The organism is Flavobacterium supellecticarium, assembly GCF_004801375.1.
GTDB lineage: Bacteria > Bacteroidota > Bacteroidia > Flavobacteriales > Flavobacteriaceae > Flavobacterium > Flavobacterium supellecticarium.
Window position 1 is genome coordinate 21,070 of record NZ_SSNZ01000005.1, and the last position, 24,672, is coordinate 45,741.

At 40.6% G+C, this 24,672-nt stretch carries 21 protein-coding genes; 8 read left to right on the forward strand and 13 right to left on the reverse strand.

Annotated features, from left to right (window positions below):
• Positions 1–16: 16 nt before the first annotated feature.
• Together E6C50_RS11720 and E6C50_RS11725 are read left to right on the forward strand one after the other, a co-directional pair.
• Positions 17–520, forward strand: coding sequence for a DUF4625 domain-containing protein (locus tag E6C50_RS11720; protein WP_136403422.1), 504 nt, complete (start codon positions 17–19; stop codon positions 518–520).
• A gap of 109 nt (positions 521–629) precedes the next feature.
• Positions 630–2,762 carry a prolyl oligopeptidase family serine peptidase gene (locus tag E6C50_RS11725; RefSeq protein WP_136403423.1) on the forward strand — a complete coding sequence of 711 codons (2,133 nt, stop codon included), beginning with the start codon at positions 630–632 and terminating at the stop codon, positions 2,760–2,762.
• Positions 2,763–2,855: 93 nt separating this feature from the next.
• Here E6C50_RS11725 and E6C50_RS11730 read toward each other — a convergent pair whose 3' ends face one another.
• Positions 2,856–3,659, reverse strand: coding sequence for a TIGR00266 family protein (locus tag E6C50_RS11730; protein WP_136403424.1), 804 nt, complete (start codon positions 3,657–3,659; stop codon positions 2,856–2,858).
• Positions 3,660–3,872: 213 nt separating this feature from the next.
• On the opposite strand from E6C50_RS11730, the gene E6C50_RS11735 reads away from it, so the two are divergent.
• Positions 3,873–4,313, forward strand: a complete 441-nt coding sequence (locus E6C50_RS11735) for a DUF1842 domain-containing protein (protein WP_211089540.1) — start codon at positions 3,873–3,875, stop codon at positions 4,311–4,313.
• 75 nt (positions 4,314–4,388) lie between these two features.
• On the opposite strand, the gene mtgA is transcribed toward E6C50_RS11735, so the two are convergent.
• Genes mtgA through E6C50_RS11755 form a run of 4 tightly spaced genes read right to left on the reverse strand, consistent with a single transcriptional unit; the run spans position 4,389 to position 8,470 of the window.
• Positions 4,389–5,132 (reverse strand): monofunctional biosynthetic peptidoglycan transglycosylase, encoded by a 744-nt coding sequence (gene mtgA, locus E6C50_RS11740; RefSeq protein ID WP_136403426.1) that lies wholly within the window; start codon positions 5,130–5,132, stop codon positions 4,389–4,391.
• Positions 5,132–6,250: an NAD(P)/FAD-dependent oxidoreductase gene (locus E6C50_RS11745; protein WP_136403427.1), complete on the reverse strand. Its 1,119-nt coding sequence runs from the start codon at positions 6,248–6,250 to the stop codon at positions 5,132–5,134. Before E6C50_RS11745 ends, mtgA begins: the two co-directional genes overlap by 1 nt.
• Entirely contained in the window at positions 6,250–6,936 is a 687-nt protein-coding gene (locus E6C50_RS11750) for a DedA family protein (RefSeq protein WP_136403428.1), read from the reverse strand. Before E6C50_RS11750 ends, E6C50_RS11745 begins: the two co-directional genes overlap by 1 nt.
• 31 nt (positions 6,937–6,967) lie before the next feature.
• Positions 6,968–8,470: a dicarboxylate/amino acid:cation symporter gene (locus tag E6C50_RS11755; protein ID WP_230979005.1), complete on the reverse strand. Its 1,503-nt coding sequence runs from the start codon at positions 8,468–8,470 to the stop codon at positions 6,968–6,970.
• A gap of 259 nt (positions 8,471–8,729) precedes the next feature.
• Here E6C50_RS11755 and E6C50_RS11760 point away from each other — a divergent pair, with 259 nt between their 5' ends.
• The 5 genes from E6C50_RS11760 to E6C50_RS11780 all read left to right on the forward strand — a co-directional run bounded on the left by E6C50_RS11760 (position 8,730) and on the right by E6C50_RS11780 (position 17,878).
• Positions 8,730–12,083 carry a GEVED domain-containing protein gene (locus E6C50_RS11760; RefSeq protein ID WP_136403430.1) on the forward strand — a complete coding sequence of 1,118 codons (3,354 nt, stop codon included), beginning with the start codon at positions 8,730–8,732 and terminating at the stop codon, positions 12,081–12,083.
• Positions 12,084–12,218: 135 nt separating this feature from the next.
• On the forward strand, positions 12,219–14,120 hold the full coding sequence (locus tag E6C50_RS11765) for a S9 family peptidase (RefSeq protein ID WP_136403431.1): 1,902 nt from the start codon (positions 12,219–12,221) through the stop codon (positions 14,118–14,120).
• A 332-nt stretch (positions 14,121–14,452) separates the two neighbouring features.
• Positions 14,453–15,160 (forward strand): hypothetical protein, encoded by a 708-nt coding sequence (locus tag E6C50_RS11770; RefSeq protein WP_136403432.1) that lies wholly within the window; start codon positions 14,453–14,455, stop codon positions 15,158–15,160.
• Between the two features lie 203 nt (positions 15,161–15,363).
• Positions 15,364–16,560, forward strand: a complete 1,197-nt coding sequence (locus E6C50_RS11775) for a C1 family peptidase (RefSeq protein ID WP_136403433.1) — start codon at positions 15,364–15,366, stop codon at positions 16,558–16,560.
• A gap of 121 nt (positions 16,561–16,681) precedes the next feature.
• Positions 16,682–17,878, forward strand: a complete 1,197-nt coding sequence (locus E6C50_RS11780; protein WP_136403434.1) for a hypothetical protein — start codon at positions 16,682–16,684, stop codon at positions 17,876–17,878.
• A gap of 66 nt (positions 17,879–17,944) precedes the next feature.
• Here E6C50_RS11780 and E6C50_RS11785 read toward each other — a convergent pair whose 3' ends face one another.
• The 8 genes from E6C50_RS11785 to pdxA all read right to left on the reverse strand — a co-directional run bounded on the left by E6C50_RS11785 (position 17,945) and on the right by pdxA (position 24,665).
• Positions 17,945–18,520: a DUF481 domain-containing protein gene (locus tag E6C50_RS11785; protein ID WP_136403435.1), complete on the reverse strand. Its 576-nt coding sequence runs from the start codon at positions 18,518–18,520 to the stop codon at positions 17,945–17,947.
• Positions 18,520–19,593: a hypothetical protein gene (locus tag E6C50_RS11790; RefSeq protein ID WP_136403436.1), complete on the reverse strand. Its 1,074-nt coding sequence runs from the start codon at positions 19,591–19,593 to the stop codon at positions 18,520–18,522. The genes E6C50_RS11785 and E6C50_RS11790 overlap by 1 nt, the downstream gene beginning before the upstream one ends.
• Positions 19,594–19,692: 99 nt before the next feature.
• Positions 19,693–21,042, reverse strand: a complete 1,350-nt coding sequence (gene accC, locus E6C50_RS11795; RefSeq protein WP_136403437.1) for an acetyl-CoA carboxylase biotin carboxylase subunit — start codon at positions 21,040–21,042, stop codon at positions 19,693–19,695.
• Between the two features lie 90 nt (positions 21,043–21,132).
• On the reverse strand, positions 21,133–21,618 hold the full coding sequence (gene accB / locus E6C50_RS11800) for an acetyl-CoA carboxylase biotin carboxyl carrier protein (RefSeq protein ID WP_136403438.1): 486 nt from the start codon (positions 21,616–21,618) through the stop codon (positions 21,133–21,135).
• Positions 21,619–21,640: 22 nt separating this feature from the next.
• Positions 21,641–22,645 (reverse strand): beta-ketoacyl-ACP synthase III, encoded by a 1,005-nt coding sequence (locus E6C50_RS11805; protein WP_136403439.1) that lies wholly within the window; start codon positions 22,643–22,645, stop codon positions 21,641–21,643.
• Between the two features lie 162 nt (positions 22,646–22,807).
• Positions 22,808–23,002 (reverse strand): 50S ribosomal protein L32, encoded by a 195-nt coding sequence (rpmF, locus tag E6C50_RS11810; RefSeq protein ID WP_136403440.1) that lies wholly within the window; start codon positions 23,000–23,002, stop codon positions 22,808–22,810.
• Positions 23,003–23,011: 9 nt separating this feature from the next.
• Positions 23,012–23,545 (reverse strand): YceD family protein, encoded by a 534-nt coding sequence (locus E6C50_RS11815; RefSeq protein ID WP_136403441.1) that lies wholly within the window; start codon positions 23,543–23,545, stop codon positions 23,012–23,014.
• A gap of 70 nt (positions 23,546–23,615) precedes the next feature.
• Entirely contained in the window at positions 23,616–24,665 is a 1,050-nt protein-coding gene (gene pdxA, locus E6C50_RS11820) for a 4-hydroxythreonine-4-phosphate dehydrogenase PdxA (protein ID WP_136403442.1), read from the reverse strand.
• Between the last annotated feature and the right edge of the window lie 7 nt (positions 24,666–24,672).

Sequence of the window (24,672 nt, forward strand, 5' to 3'; positions counted from 1 at the left end):
TTTTTAAAATTATATCATGAAAAATATCAAATATCTATACGCATTTGCCACTATTGCCGCTTTAAGTTTCACCTCTTGTAGTAGCGACAGCAACGACCAAGACACCGAAAAACCAGTGATTACCATTACAGAACCTGTGTTAGACGAAGGTTTTACACCCGGAACTGAAATTCATCTGGAAGGTGTTTTAACCGACAATGTGGAATTGGCATCCTATAAAGTAGAAGTTCATAGTGCGGAAGACGGGCATACCCACGGAAAAATGGCCGGTGCAGAAGCCGCGAGTTATTTCCATTATGAGCAGACTTTCCCAATTGAAGCCGGATTGCGTATTAAAGAATTTCACCACCATATTGAGATTCCGGCGTTGGATGCAAGCGGACAACCTTTTACCGACGGACATTATCATTTAGGGGTTTTCTGTCTGGACAAAGCCGGGAACCAACAACAGGTTTTTCTTGAAATCTATATTGGTGCCGACGGTGGTGATCACGGACATGATCATAAATCGATTAACTAAAAAATAACCGATTCTGCTAAAAAGTGCTGTGCTATCACAGCACTTTTTTATTTTAACGAAACTATAACAATTGATTCCTTATTTTTGTTAGAAACCAAAAACCAAGTAGATGAAAAAAACAATAACGACCATGGCTGTGGTTTGTAGTCTTACCATGATGAATGCACAAACATCCAAGGGGCCGGTAAAATTAAAATACCCAGACACCCGTAAAACCGAAACGAATGACACCTATTTCGGCACCAATGTTAAAGACCCATATCGATGGCTGGAGGACGATCGTTCTGCCGAAACTGCCGCGTGGGTAAAGGCCGAAAACGAAGTGACCTACAACTACCTGAGTCAGATTCCTTTTCGCGATGCTTTAAAAGCCCGTTTGGAAAAACTGTGGAATTATGAAAAAATAAGTGCTCCTTTTAAAGAAGGAAACTATACCTATTATACCAAAAATAACGGTCTGCAAAACCAATCGGTCATATACCGTAAAGATGCTTCCGGAAAAGAAGAAATGTTCCTGGATCCGAATACCTTCTCAAAAGACGGAACATCCTCTTTAGGTGGTCTTGATTTTTCCCGCGACGGTTCAAAAGTGGCTTATTCCATCTCGGAAGGCGGTAGTGATTGGAGAAAAGTGATCATCATGGATGCCATCACGAAAAAAATAATTGAAGACACTTTGGTTGACATTAAGTTTAGTGGTGTATCGTGGAAAGGAAACGACGGTTTCTACTATTCCAGCTACGACAAACCAACCGGAAGTGAACTATCGGCCAAAACCGATCAGCATAAATTGTATTACCACAAACTAGGGACGTCCCAAAAAGACGATAAAGTTGTTTTCGGACTGGATCAGAAAAGACGTTATGTTGGCGGATCGGTAACCGAAGATGACAAATATTTAGTGATCACAGCGGCCAATTCGACATCCGGAAACGAATTATACGTGAAGGATCTTACCAATCCGAGCAGCCCGCTTATTACTATCCTGGACAATTTTAACAGTGATAGTTATATCATGGAAAATGAAGGTGGAAAATTGTATATCATGACCAACCTGAATGCACCAAACAGACGTATCGTTACTACGGATATCAGCAATCCGAAACCGGAAAACTGGAAAGATTTTATCGCCGAAACCGAAAATGTATTGACACCAAGCATCGGAGCCGGTTATTTCTTTGCCAATTATATGAAAGATGCCGTATCGGTTGTAAAACAGTATGACTATAACGGAAAACTGATACGAGAAGTACAGCTTCCGGGCGTAGGAACGGCTTCCGGATTTGGTGGCAAAAAAGAGGTAAAAACATTGTATTTTTACTTTACCAACTATACGACACCGGGAACGATTTATTCCTACGACCCGAAAACCGGAAAATCGGAGATCTACCAAAAACCAAAAGTAGATTTTAACAGTGCGGATTATACGTCCAAACAGGTATTCTATACGTCTAAAGACGGTACTAAAATACCAATGATCATCACTTACAAAAAAGGAATCAAATTAGACGGTAAAAACCCGACAATCCTATATGGTTACGGTGGTTTTAATGCCAGTCTTACACCTGGTTTCAGTATTTCGAATGCTGTTTGGCTGGAAAGTGGCGGAATTTATGCCGTTCCAAACCTTCGCGGTGGTGGTGAATATGGTAAAAAATGGCATGATGCCGGTACCAAACTTCAAAAACAAAATGTATTTGACGATTTTATCGCAGCAGCAGAATACCTGATTGCCAATAAATATACTTCGAAAGATTTTCTTGCTATCCGCGGTGGATCGAACGGAGGATTATTAGTGGGTGCTACGATGACACAACGCCCTGACCTTATGAAGGTGGCTTTACCAGCCGTTGGTGTAATGGACATGTTGCGTTACCATACGTTTACAGCCGGTGCCGGATGGGCATACGACTATGGAACGGCAGAAGACAACAAAGAAATGTTTGATTATCTAAAAGGTTATTCGCCGGTTCACAATGTAAAAAAAGGCGTACACTACCCGGCAACTTTAATTACTACCGGTGATCATGACGACCGTGTGGTTCCGGCACACAGCTTTAAATTTGCAGCCGAATTACAGGAAAAACAAACAGGAAGCAATCCGGTTTTAATCCGTATTGATGTGAATGCAGGACACGGTGCCGGAAAATCGGTTGCCGCTTCGATTCAGGAAAGTGTCGATATTTTTGCCTTTACGCTATACAATATGGGAATTAAAAGTTTACCGAATCTGAAAAAGTAAGCGATCCATTCTCGTATACAATTCAAAAAGCGCCCGCAATTGCAGGGCGCTTTCCTTTTATAAAAATCAATTAATTAGAAAAAAATGCTTTTTTTAAAAACGGTTGTCACCGTCCAGCAGGTTCCCCAAGCCTCCTAAAAGACTTCCTTCTTCTCTGCTTTTTCCGCCAGCTTTCGGAGCCGATGCGATAATTCTGTCGGCTAAACGGCTAAACGGTAATGATTGTATATAAACCACTCCCGGTCCGCGTAGGGTTGCAAAAAACAAACCTTCACCGCCAAAAATTGAATTCTTGATACCACCGATAAATTCAATATCGTAATCAATGTCTTTTGTAAAACCGACAATACATCCGGTATCCACTTTTAATACTTCACCGGCTTGTAATTCGCGTCGCGCCAAAGTTCCTCCGGAATGCACAAAGGCCATTCCATCGCCTTCGATCTTTTGCATGATAAATCCTTCGCCTCCAAAAAGTCCGGTTCCCAGTTTACGGGAAAATTCAATCCCGATAGAAACCCCTTTGGCCGCACATAGAAAGGAATCTTTCTGACAAATAAATTTCCCCTGGTATTTCGTCAGATCGATCGCTACAATTTTTCCGGGATACGGTGAAGCAAAACAGATTTTGCTTTTACGGTTGTTCTGATTTGTATAAGCGGTCATAAAAAGACTCTCACCTGTTAGAACCCGTTTTCCGGCCGAAAGCAATTTTCCGAAAATTCCGGATTGCTGTTGCTCCGATCCGTCACCAAAAATGGTTTCCATTTTGATACCGTTATCCATCATCATAAAACTTCCCGCCTCAGCGACTACTACTTCCAGCGGATCCAGTTCTATTTCGACGTATTGCATTTCTTCACCAAAAATCTGGTAATCGATTTCATGTGCGTACATAATTGTTTGTTTTTTGATTGTTCATATTAGACGCCTCATCCTTACAATTGTTACAAAACCTTTTAGTATAATCTCCTCCAAAAACACCTAAAATACTAACATCCAAATCCCTGGCACGTAATTTTACGTAAAAAGAAGATTCCGTACTTCTACGTTAAAATACCTCATTTAAACCGCTGAAATTTGTTATCCTAATCTCAAATCTATTTCATTATGGAATCAAAATCTGGTTTATTCATCGTTTCGTACAAGATTGCTTCTCCAAACCTGGGAGCACCAACTTTCGAAGTACATTTTGCCGTAAACACACCTGCACAAACCGTTACCGGAAAAGGAGTGGTTCACAATGCTACCGTTAATCCGCCTTTTACATTGTTTACGGATTTACGTGGTGATTTTACGTATATGACGGTTATGCCAAAAAACACGCATATTTTGGTAACCGCCGAAGGATATCCTAACATTAAATTCCCTCCGCATGCCGGAATCGGACCGGTTATTTTGCCAAACACCAAACTACGAATGGTATTGGAATCGGATTGGCAGTCCGGAAAAGCGAATTTTATGTATACCGATGATAAAGGTAACTGGCACGAAGTAGTCGATGCGAACGTATCCATTATCAAAGTTGGCGAATTAGCTGCCAGCAATTAATCTCTTTTGCAAGATCAAAAAAGGCTGTTTCTAAATGAAACAGCCTTTTTATATAGTATACTTTTTTATTTTCTATTAGTATTCAAGCTTCCTGATATGGCGCATTACGCGGACAATCTTATCTTTTCGTTTGTTAATATAGGCCGACGAATTCGAAGCTTTAAATCGTCTCGGACTTGGCAAGATAGCCGCAATTCCGGCTGCTTCGTATTTGGACAGGTTTTTGGCACTCTTTCCGTACCAGAATTCCGATGCCGCTTGCGCACCGTAAATTCCATCTCCCATTTCGATACTGTTCAGGTAGACTTCCATGATGCGTTCTTTACCCCAAATGAGTTCGATCAAAACGGTAAAATAGGCCTCCAGTCCTTTGCGCAGGTAACTTCTTCCCTGCCATAAAAAAACATTTTTGGCGGTTTGTTGCGAAATGGTACTTCCTCCTTTTAGTTTCCGACCTTTCTGATTACTGCTAAATGCTTTTTGCATCGCACTAAAATCAAAACCGTTATGATCTAAAAATGTACCGTCTTCACTGGCGATAACTGCTTTTTGCAGGTTTTCGGAAATATCTTCCAACGGTACCCAATCGTGTTTGCAAACCTTTTCTTTACCATCTGTTCGGGTTTCCATAGCCCGGATTGCCATTAAAGGCGTAAACGGAACCGGTACAAATTTAAACAGGATTACAAAAAACAGGGAAATGGCAAAAAACCATAGAAACACTTTAATACAAAAGCGTGCTACTTTATTGCCAAAACTTCTTTTTTCGTCTTTTGATTTGGGTTTGGTGTTTGTTTTTGATGTCTTTTTTACCGCCATTATTCTAATAAATCTGCTAATTCCTGTCCGATCAGGCTTCCGATAGCCACTCCCATTCCGCCAAGGCGAACGCCACAAAAGACGTTTTGAGAGCGTTGTTCTACGATTGGTTTTTTATGCGTTCCCATTCCCATGATTCCGCTCCAGCGATGGGCAACCTGAAACTCCTGATTCGGCAAAATTACATTTTTTAACAATTCTTCCAAACGGTTTTGAATTTGTTCCGTCAGACCAAAAGTTGTGGTAGTTTCACCTTCAAAATCGAGGTTTCTTCCGCCACCAAAAAGAATTCTGTCGCCGATATTCCGGAAATAATAATACCCACTGTCGATATGAAACGTTCCGCGAATATCGAGATTTGGAATCGGTTCGGTAATTAAAACCTGCGCTCTGGCCGGACGAACCGCGCCATTGGTGATCGTTCCGGCAAAACCATTGGTCGCAAAAAACAGCTTTCCGGTTGTTACGACAAAATCGTTCGTATGTACCTCAACGCTGTTTCCTTTATCCAGATAACCGGTAACGGTTTGATAATTTAAGATTTGAATATCGTTTGCCACGGCTTCTTTTAACAAAGCCTGCATCATGTTTCCGGTGTCGATTTGTCCTTCAAACGGATTAAAGATCAGATAATCCTGAATACCTTTAAAGTCGAAACGGTCTACTTCTTTTGAAAAAACATCGGCTTTAAAAAGCGGTTTCAGCACTTCGTTGACAAATGGCATTTTCTGAAGACATTCGGCATAGGCCGACTCATCGTCTTTTAAAAACAACTCGTAACCGCCATACGGACGGAAATCAATCGTTTGATCACCTAATCTTTTACGAAGCAATTGCAGTCCGTGCCAACGCTTTTCGATTAATTGCACGACTTCGTCTTCGGTATGATTTTTCAGGTCGTCTATAATTTCCGACAGACTTCCAAAGCAGGCAAAACCGGCATTTTTAGTGCTCGCACCTTGTGGTAACGGCCCTTTTTCGAGTACCAGGATCTTACTTTTCGGAAATCGTTCGCGCAGGCGCAATGCCGTATGTAATCCGACAATACCACTGCCCACTACCGTATAGTCGACGTTTGAAAACCAGTTTTTAATTTCCCAGTAACTCAGACTAAGCATTAGCTTCTTCTTTCTTTGATCTTATTTTTCAGATAGTTTATCGCAAGTGGCGATGTAGAAAGGATAATAATCGCAATTACGATATATTCGATATTGGCTTTTAAATCCATATTGTGGTTGTCCAATAAATAGCGGTACAGATAGTGTCCTGAGAAAATCAGGGTAAACGACCACAGGAACGAACTCACAATGTTAAAAAACATAAATTTCTTTTTCTCCATCTGAACAATTCCTGCTACAATAGGTGCAAACGTTCGTAAGATTGGAAGGAAACGGGCAAAAATAATGGCACGTCCTCCGTGTTTTTCAAAAAACAAACGCGATTGGATCAGGTATTTTTTCTTAAACCAGAAGTTGTCTTCTTTGGCATACAGATAATGTCCGCTTTTCGCTCCAAACCAATACCCGAAAATATTCCCGATAATTCCGGAAATGGCTACAAGTGTGGCCAGCAAGGCTACATTGGCAAAATCACCATGAACAGTCATTAATTCGCGCATCAGCACTTCGCTGTAAATTCCGGAAAGGAATAATAAACTGTCTCCCGGTAAAAAGAAACCGGCGAATAAGCCTGTTTCTGCAAAAACGATAAACAATACAACGTAAATTCCAATATGGTGTCCGCCGATTTCCAGGTTAATATAAAACTCCGGATTCAACAATTCTGTCCACTTAAAGCCTTCCATAATTTTTGGGTAAATTATATATAAATATTAGTTAGTTAGTTTCATTCGCTGTTTCCCATTTGTCTACGGCTGTAGTTGCCAAAGCATTTCCAAGAACGTTGGTCATACTTCGCGCCATATCACAAAAATGGTCAATTGGTAATATTAATGCAATTCCTTCCGGCGGAATACCAAACATTGCACAGGTAGCCACCACTACAATCAGTGACGCTCTCGGCACACCGGCTACGCCTTTACTGGTTAGCATCAGTACCAGTAACATGGTTAATTGTTTTTCAATTGGCATATCAATTCCGTATACCTGTGCGATAAAAATACTCGCAAAGGTCATATACATCATACTTCCGTCCAGGTTAAACGAATAGCCTAACGGTAAGGTAAACGACACAATACGTTTCTGACAGCCAAAACGCTCCAGTTCCTCTACCAATTTCGGGAAAACCGCCTCACTACTGGTCGTTGAAAAAGCAATTAACAACGGGCTTTTGATGCGTCGCAACAATTCCCATAAACGCTTTCCTAAGATCACATAACCGACTGAGAGCAATACGACCCATAACAGCGCAATTCCGATACTAAAATCCAGCAGGTATTTGGCATATAATCCGAAAATTCCGAAACCATAGCTCGCCACAGCAGCCGCTACCGCTCCGAATACACCCAATGGCGCCACCCACATAATATAAGTTACCATTTTCAGAATCACATGCGAAACAACATCCAACATTTTGATAATCCCTTTGGCAGCCTCACCCAGAGAAGCCAGTGCAATTCCGAATAAAACCGAAAAGATTACAATCTGTAGGATTTCATTCGTCGCCATAGCTTCAAAAATACTTTTCGGAACGACATGTTTTACAAATTCTTCCAGCGAAAACGATTGTGTTTTTTCCAACAATTCCCCGGCCGAAGAAGCATCTTCCATTTTGATTGGTGTTCCTTTACCCGGTTCCAACCAGTTTACCAATACCATCCCTAATAATAACGACATCAGAGATGCTGAAATAAACCAGCCCATGGCTTTCGCTCCAACGCGTCCTACCATTTTCATATCACCCATTTTTGCAATTCCAACCACTAAGGTCGAAAACACTAATGGCGCAATGATCATCTGAACCAGGCGAATAAAGATGGTTCCCAGTAATTTTATTTTTTCGGAAAACGAGTCGATATTATCAATAGACGTAACGGATTCATTAACTGATTTATGCGTTTTTTCGAGTTTTAACGTTTTATTGGTTTTTAATACCTCCGGTACCAGATTCACTTTTTTACTACTTGCTACTACGACCATAACGTCTGCCGGCAAGGTTTTGTGAAGTTGGTTGTATTCCAGACTGTCCTTTATAACAAAAACTTTTTGATGGTGGGTCACCCCGTCACTGGTCTCAAATATCAGTTCATCGGCACCTTCTTTTGCAGGTGTATACCGGAGTGTATTTCCTTTTCCTAATGAATTGACCAAATACCCCAGGAAGACGCCCAGTACTAATGAGATGATAATTGCGATAAATAGTTTGTTGTTACTTTTCACGTGCATTCAATTTTAGTCCGTGAAAATAGGTATATTTTTCCAAACTGCCCGTTGCTATTTTCATAAAAAGCAATTTATCATCTGCTTCCGGCCTCTTTTAGCTGCTCCAAATTAGCAAAATCACAAACAAATCATTTTACGCTGACAAAAAGTTAAGATTAAGATATGGTTCACTTATGACCATCTTTAACTGATTCAAACAAAAAATGTTAAAATATATTTGTTATTCGAAAATTTTAACCTAAAAAACTCACAACCTATGAAGTGTAAATTACTTTCAATTGCTTTATTGACAATTACGAGTGTTTCCTTTGCTCAAAATGGAAATCCTTTCTGGAAAGTGTCTTCTAAAAAAAGTAGCCAAACTACTTTCGAAAAAAGAGCACCACTTCCCGTTAAAAATCTTTTTGACCTGAACCTTAACGGGCTCAAAACAGCACTTTTACAAGCACCGGACCGGTCGCTGACGTATGCCAAATCGAATGTTATCATCGCATTCCCGAATGCCGATGGCGAACTGGAGCGTTTCCGTATGACAGAAGCTTCGGTGATGACTCCCGAACTTGCCGCCCGTTATCCCGAAATAAAATCGTATGTCGGACAAGGTATTGACGACCCATCTGCCATTATTCGTATCAGTGTTTCCCCATTGGGTGTACAGGCGATGCGAACAGCTGCCGACAAACAGACCGTTTTTATCGAACCCTATTCTACCGATCTGAAAACCTATTCCGTTTTTAAACGTTCGGATAAAATAGCCGGCTTTACAAAATTTGAATGTGAAGTACTGGATCACGCCATCTCGAAAGTAGGCAATTCCGGTGAAGCACTTCGTCCAAATGCCGATGACAGTACGCTGCGCACCTATCGCCTGGCGATGTCGGTAACCGGCGAATACACCAGTTATTTCGGCGGAACCAAAGCACTCGCTCTAGCCGCAATTAACAACACCTTGACCCGCGTAAACGGTGTTTTCGAAATGGATTTCGGCGTACGAATGGTGTTAATTGCCAATACCGATGCGGTGATTTATACCAGTGCCAGTACCGATCCATACGGTAGTACAGATGCCAATTATAACTCAGAATTACAATCGACTTTAACCAGTGTTATCGGAGCGGCCAACTATGATGTAGGCCACCTGATGTCCGCCATCGGAAACAATGGAAATGCCGGTTGTATCGGATGTGTTTGTAAGTCGAATAAAGGTAGTGGATTTACCACCAGCACCGTTCCAACGGGCGATAATTTTGATATCGACTTTGTAGCCCACGAAATGGGACATCAATTTGGAGCCAATCACACCTTTACTTTTAGCAACGAAGGAACCGGTGTACAAACCGAACCGGGAAGTGGCACGACTATTATGGGATATGCCGGAATTACCGGAGCCACCGATGTACAGGCACACAGCGATCCGTTTTTCCATGCAGTGAGTATCCAACAAGTGACCAATTATATTAAGACCACAACCTGTCAGACCAATACGGCTACCGGAAATACCGTTCCTACAGCCAATGCCGGTGCCGATTATACCATTCCGAAAGGCACTCCTTTTATGTTAACCGGAACCGGAACCGATGCCAATGGCGACACATTGACCTATTGCTGGGAGCAAATGGATTCCGGAACTTCAACAACAACGTATCCGAGTGTAACCGCTACATCCGGACCTGCTTTTAAATCGTTTATACCGACTACATCCGGAGTCCGTTATTTCCCGCAGATGAGCACCGTTAAAACCGGAGCAACATCCTGGAAATGGGAAGCCGTACCAAATGTCGCCCGATCGATGAATTTCCGTTTAACGGTTCGTGATAACCGAGCCGGAGGACCTGCTAATAATAGCGATGATATGGTTGTAACTGTAAACGCTACTGCCGGACCTTTTACCGTAAGCGCACCAAATACAGCGGTATCATGGGCTGCCGGATCGACGCAAACCGTAACCTGGAACGTAGCCGGAACAACTGCCAATGGCGTAAATGCAGCTAATGTGGATATCCTTTTATCGACCGATGGCGGAAATACGTATCCGATTACCATCCTGGCCGGAACACCAAACGACGGAACGCAATCGATTACCGTACCAAACAATCCGGGGACACAAAACCGTATTATGGTAAAAGGTTCCAATCATATCTTCTTTGATATTTCGAATGTGAACTTTACCATTACCGGCGGAACCGGAGGTGATACACAAGCACCCACCGCCCCGACGAGTTTAGCCGCTTCCGGAACGACGCAGACAACGACCAACTTATCCTGGACGGCATCGACCGATAACGTAGGGGTAACCGGATATGATGTGTATCGTGGCACTACCTTATTAGGTACTGTAACAACAACCACTTATAATGTAACCGGATTAACAGCAAATACTACATATACTTTCTCGGTAAAAGCGAAAGATGCTGCCGGCAATATTTCGGCCGAAAGCAACATTGTTTCCGTAACCACCTTACCGGCAACGGCGAGCTATTGTACGTCCAAAGGAAATAGCGTGGCCGATGAATATATCGGACGTGTTCAGTTGGGCACAATTAACAATGCGTCTACCGGCGGAACCGGATATACCGATTTCACCAGTATTTCTACCAACCTGACTAAAGGCAGCGCCTATACGATCACGGTAACGCCAACCTGGACCGGAAGTACCTATTCGGAAGGTTTTGCCGTTTGGATTGACTATAATGGCGATAAAGATTTTGATGATGCCGGTGAACTAGTATGGAGCCGTGCGGCTGCCACAACAACTCCGGCTACCGGAACCTTTACCGTACCAGCCACTGCAATCACCGGAACAACAAGAATGCGTGTTTCGATGAAATACAACGGGGTTCCAACAGCCTGTGAAGCGTTCTCCTATGGTGAAGTGGAAGATTATACTGTAAACCTTCAAACCGGCGGTACGACTCCGCTCACCTATTGCACTTCCAAAGGGAACAGCGTAGCAGACGAATATATTGGACGCGTTCAGTTGGGTACAATCAACAATGCCTCTACAGGCGGAACCGGGTATTCCGATTATACCAGCATTAGTACCAATCTGGTAAAAGGTGTTTCCAATACGATTACCGTAACACCAACCTGGACCGGAACAACTTATTCTGAAGGCTTTGCTGTTTGGATTGATTACAATCAGAATGGCGATTTTACCGACAGCGGCGAACTGGTATGGAGCAGAGCGGCCTCAACCGCTACTCCGGCATCAGGTTCCTTTACAGTACCGGCCACAGCACTGAATGGCGCTACAAGAATGCGCGTTTCGATGAAATACAGCGGCATCCCAACTGCCTGCGAAGCGTTTTCCTATGGTGAAGTGGAAGATTATACCGTAAACATCACGACTTCGGCTAAAGAAAACTATGTTGGTAGAGACACTACGGTAGCCGATATTAAACTATATCCGAACCCGGCCAGTAACCTCCTAAATATTACAAATGTATCCGAAAAGGCAACGTTCCGAATCTTTAACCTGTTAGGTCAGGAGGTGCTTAACGGTTCCATCCGCAACAATAGCATCGCGATAAGCACTATCGCAACCGGAAATTATATTCTTGAAATCCAGGATAACGATACGGTTAGCAGCAAACGTTTTATCAAACAATAAGCGTTTTTGCTATCCCTTAATTAATCCTTCTAAAGCGGCCTCTTCATAGGGCCGCTTTTTACTTTATCGGCTTAACGGTCTAATCCCAATAAAATGCTTACTTTTAAGCTTTCTTTTTTTAAAATTAATTCACGAATGAAAAAACTACTTATTTTAACCCTGGGTATGATGGGACTGACAAGTACAGCACAAGAAACCCTGAATCCGGATATTCTCTGGAAACTGGGACGTCTTTCCCCTATCGGGATTTCAAAAGACGGGAAGAATATTGTTTACAAAGTAGCCACACCTTCCATTGACGAAAACAAACTGAATTCCAAATACTACATCCTTCCGGTGAATGGTGGTATTCCTACCGAGGTGCCGGACGTAAAAAATCTGGTGGCCGATAAAAATGTTTCGCCCGACGGAAAATATATCTTATCCCATAAAGAGGTCAAAGTAGCCAAAGTACTCGGAAAAGATTTTTACCCGGAATTAAAAAAATCGGAAGCTCAAATCTACGACGGACTGGATTACCGTCATTGGGATACCTGGAACGATGGAAGTCATAACCACGTTTTTTATGCCGAAAACACCGATAAAGCCCGTGCTATCGACATTATGAAAGACGAACCGTTTGACGCTCCGCAAAAACCTTTTGGCGGAGACGAAGATTATATATGGTCACACGACGGTTCCAAAATTATTTATGTGAGTAAAAAGAAAGCCGGTACCGCCTATGCCATCAGTACAAATACCGATTTATACGAATATGACATCGCATCCAAAACGACTCGCAACCTAACGGAAAACAATCCGGGATATGATACGCATCCAACTTTATCGCCTACGGGTGACCTAAGCTGGTTGCAAATGAAGCGCGACGGATATGAGGCCGACAAAAACGACATTATCGTTCGTCATAAAGGAATTGATATTAATCTAACCGCTGCATGGGACGGAACGGTAGATAGTTTCAAATGGAGTACCGATGGTAAAAAAGTATATTTTATCGCCGCTGTAGACGGAACACGTCAGTTATTTGAAGTGAACTTCCCGGGTCTGACAAAAATTGCCGTACGCGTTACTCAAATTACCAATGGCGATTTTGACGTTACCGAGTTGATTGGTTTCAATGGGAACACGGCTATTGTAACCCGTACCGATATGAATCATGCGCCGGAAATCTATGCGTATGATCTTAAGAAAAAAAGCTGGAAGCAATTAACGACCGTAAACAACGAAAGTTATGGCAAACTGACCTTAAGTAAAACCGAAAGACGGTATGTAACGACTACCGACGGTAAGAAAATGTTGGTTTGGGTGATTCTTCCTCCCAATTTCGACAAAAACAAAAAATACCCTACCCTATTATATTGTCAGGGTGGACCACAATCGGCTTTGACACAAAGTTATTCGTTCCGTTGGAATTTCTCCCTGATGGCTTCTCAGGGTTATATTATTGTAGCTCCTAACCGTCGCGGTATGCCGGGTCATGGAGTACAATGGAACGAAGCCATCAGCAAGGACTGGGGCGGACAAGTAATGGACGATTACCTATCGGCTATAGACGATGTTGCTAAAGAATCCTATGTAGATAAAACCCGATTGGGTGCTGTTGGTGCCAGCTATGGTGGCTACTCGGTATTTTACCTGGCTGGAATTCACAAAAACCGTTTTAAAACATTTATCTCCCACTGTGGTGTGTACAATCTTGAAAGTATGTACGGAACTACCGAAGAAGTATTCTTTAACAACTGGGATCACGGTGGTGCGTATTGGGAAACCAATAATCCTGTCGCTCAGAAAGCCTACAATCAATTCAATCCTATAAAACTGATCAACAACTGGAATACCCCTATCCTGATTATTCAGGGCGGAAAAGACTACCGTGTTCCAATCGGACAAGGACAGGAAGCTTTCCAGGCGGCGCAGCTAAAAGGAATCAAAAGCCGTTTTATGCTTTTCCCGGAAGAAAATCACTGGGTAACCAAACCACAAAACGCGTTGGTATGGCAACGTGAATTTTTCAAGTGGTTAAACGAAACCTTATAATAACAGAAAACCGGAGCAATGCTCCGGTTTTTTTATACCACAAAATCCCAACCGGCTATCCAAATCCATAAGGGTTATCCTTTTGTATTTTCTACATAAAAACATCATTCACAATAAATTATATATCAAAATCATACATAGTACTTTCTCAAAAATACTGCATTTGATATTTTTTTATATATTTACATCATAATGATCCGTCACGATTCTTGACCGGAACATCACCTCATTTACCTCCCCTTTTTTTACCGGCATGATCCCTCACCGGAATATTGTTTTGCTCCAAAAGCATTTAAAACATTATATCTAAATACTAACTTAATATTTATGTCATGCGATCATGTTCTGAATCCATTTATCGTATTAAAGTTACAAATGCAGAAAAGCTGCTTACTTTATTAAAAGAAAATAGTTCCTATCTGCCTGAAAATTGTAAGGCGGTAATTTCTGAACTGGAAACAACCATTACCATTATTAAAACACAGAATACGGCCGTCCATCTAAAAAAACAACTGTATTCTGATGCAGTGGAAAATCTGAAACGAATCTTTATTAAAAGAGACGATGCCATCCGCAAACGCCTATCCGGCATAGGAGCCTTTATTAAGGAATGTTTTGGAAAAACCTCCCGCGAAGCACTCTCCATTTCAGATTCTATATCCCAGATTCGAGGCGCTAACAGAATTCACAATGTTGGCAACAGCAGTATTGAAAACAACATTAATCAGGCCTATCTTTCTTATACCTCACAGATTCAGTTGTTTTCATCCGTGATTACATCACTTGAAAACCTTAAAAACACATATACTCCCTTTGATGAAACCTTATCCATTTTGGCCTTAAAAGCGATAAAAAAAGAAGCCATCCAGGCCAATGATACCGTAATCACAATCTATTCCGAATACTTACTACTTAAAAATAGCAGGGCAAAAGCCTGTACCCGATTATCCGAACTCACTCAGGAAATCAAATCTATGGTTAAAGCGACTTCCACTATCCGGAAAACCGAATTCCGGCTAATTAAGAATTTAAAAATATAAGCCATTACAACCTCCTCCTTTTTATTTCCTATCCTTTTTTAATCGATTGCTCCCTCAAATTTCCCCTGCCAATAAATTAGCTCTGTAAGAAAATCTTTTTCACTAAGGTTACCAAAAACATAAATATGTGTTAAAATTTGGTTTCCCGTGTAACAACATCCTAATTTCGGACTCAAATTAATTGAAATCAAAAAAATTAAATTATGTACAATTTTTCTATTAAACCAGTTGTAATGGCTTCGGCTTTACTAATGGGTTTAAGTTCCGGATTCGCACAGGACAACTTAGTTAATGCGTTAAAGAATAATGCGAGTTCAAACAGTAAAGAATCATTCAAATTTACCGATGTTATCAACCTGGAAAATACGTCTATCAAAAACCAGGGTTCATCCGGAACCTGTTGGAGTTATTCGGCCAACTCGTTTATCGAGTCGGAAATGATCCGTATGGGAAAACAACCCGTTGAATTATCTCAGATTTTCTCTGCCCGTAATGCTTATGTAGAAAAAGGAAAAATGTATGTTCGCATGCATGGTGCCGTTACCTTAGGCGATGGTGGTGCTTTCCACGATGTAATGAATATGTACCGCAAATATGGTGCTGTTCCGCAAACGGTTTATACCGGATTAAATTACGGAACCGATAAAAATAAATTTGCCGAAATGAGCGGTGTAATGGAAGGTGTATTGGCCGCTGTGGTTAAAAATCCAAATGGCGAGTTAACACCAAACTGGGAAAAAGCTTATACTGCAGTTATTGATGCTTACCTAGGTCAGGTTCCGACTTCTTTCGATTATAAAGGGAAAAAATATACGCCGCAATCTTTTGCTAAAGAGGTAGTGGGTATTAACCCGGACGATTATGTGGAAATTTCTTCCCTACAGGAATATCCTTACTATTCTAAATTCACCTTATTAGTACCGGATAACTGGGCTTTCGATCAGGTATATAACGTAAAAATGGATGAGTTAACAGAAATCATCGACAATGCTTTGAAAAAAGGATATACAGTAGCCTGGGCTGGTGATGTTAGCGAAAAAGGATTCAGCTGGAAAAATGGGGTAGCCTTTATTCCTGAAAAAAACTTTGCGGATATGACTCCCGAAGAAAAAGCGGATATGTTTAACGGTCCGAAACCGGAAATGAAAATCACAGAAGAATTACGTCAGAAAGCATTTGACAATTATACAACTACCGATGATCACGGAATGCACATCGTGGGAATTTCTAAAGATCAGAACGGTAAAGAATACTATATCGTGAAAAACTCATGGGGTCTTTCCAACGATTACAAAGGCTATTTGTATATGACGAAAGATTTCGTAAAATACAAAACTACCGACATCATGGTTCACAAAGGAGCGATTCCATCGGCCATTGCTAAAAAGCTAAAATTATAATATACCTCAATTACCTTACTATCATCAATCAAAATCAAGTCCCGAAGCCATCGCTTCGGGATTTTTTTATGGCATACTATTTATATGAAAATACAGTTTATATTTATAAAAACGAATTGTTATGCTATTGAAGAAATATCTGCTGCATTTTTTATTTATTTATTTTATTTTCCACCTGTTCAGCTTCTTATTTGCACTGGTACTGAATCCTTTGGTATTCTGGTCGGCCAAAAATCTCTTTCATATTGGCTATGCATTTGAAGCCAGCGGAAGTGGAAGCGGCGATAACACCTATGCCTACATCACTACGTTCTGGAACCTCTGTCTTAGTTTGATTTTGGCGCTACCGGTAACCATGCAGCTCAGTCAGCTGCGCCATAAAAACACGTACAACACTATTCGTTACCTTTTTCAGGTAACCTTGCGCTTATATCTCGCGTTTTATATGTTGGTTTATGGATTTAGCAAAGTGTTTCCGTTTCAGTTTCCTCCTATTTTATATTTCCGACTGGCACAACCTTACGGCGAATCATCACCCATGGGACTGGCATGGACTTTTATGCAGTTTTCACCTTATTACACAGCTTTTGCCGGCCTCGCCGAAGTGATTGGAGGTCTTTTACTCTTAAATCGTAAAACGATTACATTAGGAACCGTAATCCTTACCGGAGTACTTACTAATATTGTAATGATGAATCTTTGTTATGACATTCCGGTTAAAATCAGCTCCATCCATATGTTGCTGGCAGCGTTAATACTCCTGTATTACGAACGGATCCGATTGATACGTTTTTTTATTCTCGACAAAGCCGTACCGCAAAAAGAGCACACTATCTATTTGGGCGATGCCCGCTCGGAAAAAGTATTGCACTATATCAAGACCGGTTTTAAACTACTTTTAGCTGTCGGGATATTTTCGGCTTTTCTAATCGCCTATCTGAAAATGCATCATCAGAATTCCGGCAATCCACCACTCTATGGTTTTTATGAAGTAACGGATTCGAAAAACAATTCCGGTTATTTACATTTTGTTTTTGAAACCCGCGATGGAGCAGCTATCCGCTATACCAATAACCGGGAAGTTAAGTTCACATCGACTATCGACACGGTCGCCAAATACATCGTGTTACGCGAAATAACCGATAACGACAAAACGGTTCCCAAAGCGGAGTATTTCCGTTATGAAAAAACCAAATACGGTTTGCTATTTAAAACTGCCGATTCGGTAAAAATACCGTTAAAACACAAAACCAAAGCCGATTTTCTGCTTACCGGACGTGGCTTTCACTGGATTAACGAAGAACCGTTTAACCGATAGTAATCTGATCGTATCCTAAAAAAAGAAAACAGGCTGTCTCCATTAAGTGAAACAGCCTGTTTATATTTAAAAATGAAAATTAAGCTGGATATATCCCGTTTTTCCAAATCCGGATTCCGACCAAGTGGTCCTTTTGTTTTCCAAAAAGGTAGCATTATCAACCACAATATTGTATTTAAAATACAGCATCGGCTCAATCGATATCGAAAAATTATCCACTATGTTATACTGGATACCCAGGAGCGGTGCAATACCAATAGCATAATTGTCTTTATTAACGTTTTTAAAATTGGAATAGCTACTCAATATATCGGCTCCAAAATAGAACGTCCAGTGTTTGTTTTGGCGAAACACTTTATCAGCACCTATCTTTAACCCTATTTCTGTAAATCCGCCTTCACTATCGTCTTTTTCATAACTTGCTCCGGCTCGAAGTGCATATTTTTTATTTAATGCATAACGGTATTCGAGATTATAAGCATTCTTATCGGATGAAAAAGCAGAATTAATAAAGTTCGAAATCCCTATTCCCAATCGGCTTCTAAATTGCACCGTATCAACTGTTTTTAATGGTTCGCTTTGCGAAAAACAGCATAGCGAACCCAGTAATACAAATAACAATATCGTATTTCTCAGGATCATTAATTCAGGTAATTTTCAAAGATCGCTCTGATTTTTGTTTCAAAATCGCCTACATAAACATCCACATTCTCACGGGTGCCGTCTGCATAAACAATATAAATCTTTGTAGTACCGTTAACCTCGTCATAAATCAGGTTACCAATCTTGGCATTATTATAATACACTTCGGCATTTGTATTGTTGTTGATTTGAGCCGGAGTTGGGTTTTCATAAGCCGTAATTGCTTCAATATTGGCCGCATAAACAATTTTCAGATCACCCACCGATACTGTTCCATTTGCCGTTTTCACATCACTGATTGATGTAATATTCCCATAATCCGAATGTTTTAATTTCACATTAGTAACAATCGAATTGGTACATCCCTGTGGCGTAGCGGAATTATAATTTAACTGAAAATCCACAGCCGAATTTCTTCTCCATGAAAAATTATGCGTGTACGGAGCCGTATAAATTACTATATCAGCATTGGTAGGCATACTAAAGTTTGTGTTTACATTAAAAGTAATGTTGGATGCATTTAACGAAAACACCAAATTGTTATCTCTTTTTAATGTGAAATTCACCAACGTCGGTAACCAATATGTTTCGGAAGTATAAGAAACCGAAGTATCATTGTATGCATTCAGGCTAAATTCCGCATCATTTCCGGAATGGTTTTGACGCGATGGAAATTTTAACGTAATAATATTAGATGCCGCTTGTTTGGTCCAGCTTTGCGATGTGGAATTCCATACATATACACCAGCTCTATTGGCAAATTGCAGTTTGTTATTTAAGAACACTTCACCATATTGTTCTTCAAATTTGCTGGATAAGTTTTTGATCCAGGAATCATTATAATCCTGATTTCCCGAATTAAACAATGAGTATAGTATAAAATTCGAAAGTTCTCCATCGTCAAGCGTATTCAAACAGTTATAAAAACTATTAAACGTGTTGGTAATGTTTTGCTTTGCATCGGCTACCGATTCCGGTGTGGAAGCAGACGCATCTGAAGAAGAGTCAGACGAACACGAATACAGGATGGCAGCAAAAACTGTCAATCCTAAAAGTAATTTTTTAAATTTCATAAGGTTTGTTTTTGTGTGCCAAATATAAAGTATCTGAAAGCATAAAAACAAAAAAATCTCACTGTTATGTGAGATTTTTAATTATCCTGTTTTTCAGGCCTATTCTGCCGGTTCTTTCATTACAAAACCTTCCATGAATTTTGTAGTATAGTTTCCTGCAACATAATCCGGATCGTCCATTAATTGTCTGTGGAACGGAATTGTCGTTTTGATTCCTTCGATTACGAATTCATCCAAAGCACGTTTCATTTTGTTGATAGCTTCTTCTCTTGTTTGTGCTGTAGTAATCAGCTTCGCGATCATGGAATCGTAGTTTGGCGGAATGGTATATCCGGCATACACGTGTGTATCCAGACGTACCCCGTGTCCTCCCGGTGAATGCAACGTTGTGATTCTTCCTGGTGACGGACGGAAATCGTTATATGGATCTTCGGCATTGATACGACATTCGATAGAGTGTAACTGTGGTAAATAGTTTTTACCTGAAATTGGCACTCCAGCCGCAACCAAAATTTGCTCACGGATCAAATCGTAATCAATTACCTGCTCCGTAATCGGGTGCTCTACCTGAATACGGGTGTTCATTTCCATAAAATAGAAATTACGGTGTTTGTCAACCAGGAACTCAACTGTACCAGCGCCTTCATATTTAATATATTCGGCCGCTTTAACCGCTGCATCTCCCATTTTCGTACGTAATTCGTCCGTCATAAATGGAGAAGGCGTTTCTTCCGTCAATTTCTGGTGACGACGTTGTACTGAACAGTCTCTTTCTGAAAGGTGACACGCTTTACCATAGGAATCTCCTACAATCTGTATTTCAATATGGCGTGGTTCTTCGATCAGTTTTTCCATGTACATTCCATCGTTTCCGAAGGCTGCACCGGCTTCCTGACGCGCACTTTCCCATGCTTTTTGTAAGTCTTCTTTTTTCCAAACTGCTCGCATCCCTTTACCACCACCACCGGCAGTAGCTTTTAACATAATAGGGTATCCGAATTCTTTGGCTAATTTTTCCGCTTGCTCATACGATTCCAATAGACCTTCTGATCCTGGAATAGTAGGAACTCCCGCTTCTTTCATGGTTGCTTTAGCCGTAGCTTTGTCACCCATTTTTTCGATCATTTCCGGTGAAGCTCCGATAAATTTAATACCGTGTTCTTCACAAATTTTGGAAAATTTAGCATTTTCCGAAAGGAATCCATATCCAGGGTGAATCGCATCTGCATTGGTAATCTCTGCAGCCGCAATAATGTTCGACATTTTCAGATAGGATAAATTACTTGGCGGAGGACCGATACAAACTGCTTCGTCAGCAAATTTAACATGTAGGCTTTCCGCATCTGCAGTCGAATATACGGCTACAGTTTTGATGCCCATTTCTCTACAGGTTCTGATTACGCGAAGCGCAATTTCTCCCCTGTTTGCGATTAATATTTTTTTAAACATCTTTTGAAATTTTAAATTCGGGTTACATTTTAAATCCTTTTAAATGCGGCATAAAAAAACCATCATTCAAAATTTAGCATTTAAAATTTCTTATGATGGGTCTACTAAAAATAACGGTTGGTCGAATTCTACTGGAGAAGCGTCGTCAACTAATACTTTAACGATTTTACCGGATACTTCCGATTCGATTTCATTAAATAATTTCATCGCTTCGATCACACAAACCACATCACCTTTATTGATAGTGCTTCCAACTTCTACGAAAGGTGCTTTATCCGGTGACGGTTTACGGTATAATGTTCCGATAATCGGTGATTTAACTACCACGTATTTGGAATCGTCATCTGCAGCCGGAGTACTTACCGGTGCTGCCGGTGCAGGTGCTGCTACTGCCTGAGGTGCTGCCGCTTGCGGAACAGCCGCTTGCATTGGAACATGTTGAACATAAGTAGTTTCTGCTGCTCCTGCTTCTGTAGTTTTAATGGTGATCTTGAAATCATCCATCTCTAATTTTACTTCAGTAGCACCAGACTTCGCTACAAATTTGATTAGGTTTTGAATTTCTCTAATATCCATCTTGTTCGGAATTTTGATTTAGTTAGTTTTTTTGTTTATTGTAGGCCCATTTTAAATAGATAGCTCCCCAAGTGAAGCCACCACCAAATGCGGCAAAAATTATATTATCTCCTTTTTTTAAAGAATCTTCGAAATCAGACAACAATAAAGGTAAAGTTGCCGAAGTGGTATTACCGTATTTCTGGATATTTACCAATACTTTTGATTCGTCTAATCCCATTCGGTTTGCAGTAGCATCAATGATACGTTTATTCGCCTGATGCGCTACCAACCAATTGACATCTTCTTTTGTAAGCTTATTACGCTCCATTATTTTCTCACTTACGTCGGCCATTCCGGAAACTGCATATTTAAAAACGGTTGTTCCATCCTGGTGTACAAAGTGTTGTTTATTTTTTACCGTTTCTTCAGAAGCCGGCAATATAGATCCTCCTGCTTCGATTTTAAGGAATTCTCTTCCTATCCCGTCGCTTCTTAAATATTCATCCTGGAAGCCTAAACCTTCGGTATTCGGTTCGAACAATACGGCACCGGCACCATCTCCAAAAATAATACAAGTCGCTCTGTCGGTATAATCAATGATAGAAGACATTTTATCCGATCCTATCAATAATACTTTTTTATAACGTCCTGATTCGATGTAAGCAGAGGCTGTAGAAAGCCCGTATAGAAAACTGGAACAAGCCGCCTGCAGATCGTAGGCAAAAGCATTTGTCGCTCCAATTTGTGTTGCGGTATATACTGCGGTAGAAGCTACCGGCATATCCGGTGTTGCTGTTGCCAACAATACCAGATCAATTTCTTTAGGATCAATTCCCGATTTTTCAATCAGGTTTTGTGCGGCTCTAATTGCCATAAAAGAAGTCCCTTGTCCTTCTTCTTTGAGAATACGTCTTTCTTTAATTCCCGTACGAGTGGTAATCCATTCATCGTTGGTATCGACCATAGTTTCCAGAACCTGATTCGACAAAACATAGTCCGGAACATAGGATCCAACCGCTGTAATGGCTGCTGTAATTTTAGTCATATGGGTTACTTTTTCTTTTTCAAATTTTAGCTGAAAAAAGTGGTGGAAATTACAAAAAAAATCCGAAACCAAGCCTTTTTTATCGCTACTTAATTCGTTTCAAAGAGTTTTTAACAAAAAAAACTCCCACATAGTGAGAGTTTTCTCTATTATTTTCTTCAATTAAGCAACAGCTTCTTGCTTATCAATTACAACCTGACCTCTGTAGTACATTTTACCTTCATGCCAGTAAGCTCTGTGATACAAATGCGCCTCTCCTGTTACAGGACATGTAGCAATTTGAGGAACCGTCGCTTTATAATGCGTTCTTCTTTTATCTCTTCTTGTTTTCGAGGTTTTTCTCTTAGGATGTGCCATCTTACTATATTATTTATCCGTTAATAGTTGTTTTAATTTGTCCCATCGGGGATCCGTATTTTCTTCTTCTTTGTGTTGTTCTTTTGGCGCTAATTCATTTAAGCGAGCAATTGCTTCCGATTGTAACGTTCCGTCTTTTACCCCGGGATGAATCCTTTTGGTTGGAACCGACAGTACAATTGCCTCATAAATATATTGCATAATGTTGATTTGATATTCGCCATGAGGTAACACCAGCAACTCATCGTTCTCATCATTAAAGCTATCACCGAATTTTACAATTAAATTCATCTTACCTTTAATCGGCAAATCAAAATCCTCGTTTGTCAGATCACAAGGCACGTTTACCGTTCCTTTGTGCTTAAAAGCGAGTTCAAGCATTGTGCTTTTTTTGTCCAGAATCACATCAACTTTGATATCGACACCATTATAGTCATCAAACTCAAAGTGCTCAAAGAACTTCTTATCTATATGATATTCAAACTGGTGCTTCCCTTGCTTTAATCCAACAAAGGGGATCAAAAATTCTTTATCAATATTCATAACAACAGTTTTGAGCGTGCAAAGATATAAAATTATTGGAATTTCAAAGGAGTTGTAAACATTTTTTTGTTTATAACTGTTTTTGTTTGGTTTTCAAAGGGTTTTTAACCAGTTCTTTATGCTCGTTCCGGTTATTATACACATCAATCGCCAGATAAACCGCTTCTTTAAACGAATTATAATCGGCTTCTCCTTTTCCGGCAATTTCATAGGCCGTTCCGTGATCGGGCGACGTTCGGATTTTGTTGAGTCCCGCCGTATAGTTCACGCCGTTTCCAAACGACAACGTCTTAAACGGAACCAATCCCTGATCGTGATAGTTTGCAATAACGGCATCGTATTTTTCATATTGGCTTAATCCGAAAAAACTATCTGCCGAAAACGGCCCGAAAACCATAATTCCTTTATCAAACATTTTTTTCAGAGCCGGTTTGATTACCGCATCATCTTCTTTTCCAATTACACCGTTATCACCACAATGTGGATTTAATCCCAAAACAGCAATCTTAGGTCGCGTAATTCCAAAATCCTGAATCAGTGTTTTATGAACCGTCTCGATTTTTTTATGAATCAGCGCTTCCGTAAGATGATTTGACACTTCGTTAACCGGAATATGATCGGTAAATAAACCGACCCGTAAACCATCCTGAACCATTAGCATCAACGCATCACCTTCCAGTTCCTGGTCCAGATAATCGGTATGCCCCGGAAAATGAAATTCTTCCGATTGTATATTGTATTTATTGATTGGCGCCGTTACCAATACATCGACCAATCCTTCCTTTAGCGCTTTTGTAGCCGCTGTAAACGACCGGACAGCATATTTTCCTACATTTTCATCGTTGACACCAAATTCAAGATTTACACCTTCCCGCCATACATTCAACACGTTGATTTTTCCAGGAACAATTTGCTCCATCTTATCAATGCCGTGAAGGTTTACATTGAGCTGTAATGTTTTCTTTATAAAGGAAAGGATTTTCACATTAGCAAAAATGACCGGCGTGCATAGCTCCAGCATACGGGTATCCTCGAACGTTTTCAATACTACCTCGCTCCCAATCCCATTTAGATCCCCTATGGAAATTCCTACAATTATATTTTCTGCTTTTTTCACCATGCCGACT